The 2,438-nt window shown below is 66.4% G+C and carries 2 protein-coding genes; one reads left to right on the top strand and one right to left on the bottom strand.

The window, feature by feature from the left end; translation table 11 throughout:
- Positions 1-57: 57 nt before the first annotated feature.
- Entirely contained in the window at positions 58-1,122 is a 1,065-nt protein-coding gene (gene ald / locus J7I44_RS02605; RefSeq protein WP_209615252.1) for an alanine dehydrogenase, read from the bottom strand.
- Between the two features lie 202 nt (positions 1,123-1,324).
- Here ald and trxB point away from each other — a divergent pair, with 202 nt between their 5' ends.
- The gene (trxB, locus tag J7I44_RS02600) at positions 1,325-2,287 is read left to right on the top strand and encodes a thioredoxin-disulfide reductase (protein ID WP_209615249.1); all 963 of its coding nucleotides are present in this window, start codon (positions 1,325-1,327) and stop codon (positions 2,285-2,287) included.
- The last annotated feature ends 151 nt before the right edge of the window (positions 2,288-2,438 follow it).

Below are 2,438 nucleotides of genomic sequence, written 5' to 3'. Positions count from 1 at the left end.
CCGCCTGTCGGCACCCTCTCCCGGAGGGAGAGGGATTCAACGTGAAGCGCTGAGGCTTTAGACCACGCCCTGCAGGGCCGGATGCACCAGTTTGCCGCCGTCGACGTTGATGCCACCGGCCAGCGGGGCATGATCGCGCCACTGGTTGCCGGCAGCCAGCCGCTGCACGTACGGCAGGATCGCCGCGGAGATCGCCAGCGAGGAGGTCTGCGGCACGGCGCCCGGCATGTTGGTCACGCAGAAGTGCGTCACGCCGTGCACGTCGTAGGTCGGCTCCTTCCAGGTGGTCGGCCTGGAAGTCTCGAAGCAGCCACCCTGGTCGATCGAGATGTCGACCAGTACCGAGCCCTTCTCCATGGTCTTGACCATGTCCTCGGTCACCACGCGCGGGGCCTTGGCGCTCGGGATCAGCACGGCGCCGACGACCAGGTCAGCGTCGCGCACTTCCTGCGCCACCGACGACTCGTAGGCATACAGCGCGGTCACGTTCGGGCCCATCGCCATCATTTCGGCGAGGCGGTCCTGGCGCTTGTCGAACACCACCACGTTGGCGCCCGCGGCTGCGGCCAGCGCGGCGGCGTTGCCACCGGCGGCGCCGGCGCCCAGCACCACGACCTTGCCGCGCGGCGTGGAGGCCATGCCGCCGAGCAGCTTGCCCTTGCCGCCCTGCGGGCGGTGCAGCAGCGTGGTGCCGATCTGGGTGGCAATGCGCCCGGCGATCACCGACATCGGCAGCAGCAGCGGCAGGCCGCCATTCTCCTCGACCGACTCGAACGCCACGCCGGTCAGGCCGATGTCGAGCAGCGACTTGGTCAGCGCCGGCTCGGCGGCCAGGTGCAGGTAGCAGAACAGCAGGTGGTGCTTCTTCAGCAGGGCCAGGTCGCCGGCGATCGGCTCCTTGACCTTGACGATCAGCTCGCCCTTCTCATACAGCGCAGCGGCGTCGGGAACGACGGTGATGCCTTCCTTGGTGTAGGCCTCGTCGGAGAAGCCGCTCTTCTCGCCGGCACCGGCCTGGATGAACACCTCGTGGCCGCGCCGGACCAGGTCGGCGGCAGCGGCGGGAACGAGGGCGACGCGCCCTTCGAGGGTCTTGGTTTCGGAAGGAATACCGATACGCATGGCAGTTAGCAATCCTGTGGGGTTGGGCCGGCGCAACGCGTCGACAGTGTGGGAAACCGGTCAGCGGTAGCTTGAATCGCCCGTCGCCCTTCCCCATCCTTGCGGGTTCCAGGCGCCGACTCTGCGACGCGGCAGCATCCATGTCGCGCCCGGTCGAGGCAAATAACGATCAAAGCCGCCAGCAAACCCAAGGATTATAACGATGAGCACCCCCAAACACAGCCGCCTGCTGATCCTCGGCTCGGGCCCCGCCGGCTACACCGCTGCGGTGTATGCCGCGCGCGCCAACCTCAAGCCGACGCTGGTCACCGGCCTGCAGCAGGGTGGCCAGCTCATGACGACCACGGAAGTGGACAACTGGCCGGGCGACGTCGAAGGCCTGCAGGGTCCGGCACTCATGCAGCGCATGGCCGAGCACGCCGAGCGCTTCCATACCGAGATGATCTTCGACCACATCCACGTGGTCGATCTCAACCAGCGTCCGTTCCGCCTCAAGGGCGACTCTGGCGAATACACGGCGGACGCGCTGATCATCGCCACCGGCGCCACCGCCAAATACCTGGGGATCGCCAGCGAGGAGAAGTTCAAGGGCCGCGGCGTGTCCGCCTGCGCCACCTGCGACGGCTTCTTCTTCCGCGAGCAGGACGTTGTGGTCGTTGGTGGCGGCAATACCGCTGTTGAAGAAGCGCTTTACCTCGCCAACATCGCGCGCAAGGTCACCCTGGTACACCGCCGCGACAAACTGCGCGCCGAGAAGATCATGCAGGACAAGCTGTTCGAGAAGGCCGCCGCCGGCAAGGTCGAGCTGGTCTGGAACAGCACCATCGACGAAGTGCTTGGCGACGACTCCGGCGTGACCGGTGTACGGGTGAAGGACGTCAACTCCGGCGCGACTCGCGATATCGAGGCGACCGGCTTCTTCGTGGCCATCGGCCATACGCCCAATACCGGCATTTTCGAAGGCCAGCTGGAAATGCACGACGGCTATATCAAGATCCGCAGCGGCACCAGCGGCATGGCGACGGCGACCTCGGTACCGGGCGTGTTCGCCGCCGGCGACGTGGCCGACCACGTCTATCGCCAGGCGATCACTTCCGCCGGTTTCGGCTGCATGGCCGCGCTGGACGCCGAGCGCTGGCTGGACCAGCAGCACCTGATCGGCTGAAAACCGCAGGGCGGGCTTTAGCCCACCGTGGGCGTGCGGACGGTGGGCTGAAGCCCACCTCGCACTGCGGTTACCTGAAGCCACAAAAAAAGGTTCTTCGTAGGTTTCCGTGGAGCCCGCTCTCCTTGACCGATACCTTAGACGTCTCCAA

Origin of the sequence: Frateuria flava, from assembly GCF_017837635.1 — a bacterium.
Lineage (GTDB): Bacteria > Pseudomonadota > Gammaproteobacteria > Xanthomonadales > Rhodanobacteraceae > Frateuria_A > Frateuria_A flava.
Note: the sequence above shows the minus strand (reverse complement) of the source record. Positions and strands in the feature narration are given on the sequence as shown.